This window comes from Streptomyces sp. ADMS, from assembly GCF_033441795.1.
Taxonomy (GTDB): Bacteria; Actinomycetota; Actinomycetes; order Streptomycetales; family Streptomycetaceae; genus Streptomyces.
The window spans coordinates 1-247 of the sequence record NZ_JAVFVX010000603.1; the positions used below are offsets into that span (position 1 = coordinate 1).

At 74.5% G+C, this 247-nt stretch carries 1 protein-coding gene; it reads left to right on the forward strand.

Annotated elements, in window-relative coordinates; translation table 11 throughout:
- Nucleotides 1–247, forward strand: a 247-nt coding sequence (locus tag RB628_RS42140; RefSeq protein ID WP_318325859.1) for a transposase, incomplete at both ends; no start/stop codon positions are given.

The window sequence follows — 247 nt, forward strand, 5'->3', positions numbered from 1 at the left end:
TCCCGCCCGAACGCGCGAGCGCGGTGGCCACCAAACCGGAGCTGGCCCGGCGGATGCTGGAGCGCGCGCTGGCCGCCTCGGTGCCGTTCACCTACTTCCTGGCCGACGAGGCATACGGACAGTGCCGGGCGCTGCGCGCCTGGCTGGAGGAACGCCAGGTCCGCTACGTCCTCGCCATCCCGAAGGACGAGGTGCTGCCGCTGCCCGACGGGCGCACCCGGCAGGCCCGCGAGCTGTGGGCGCTGGT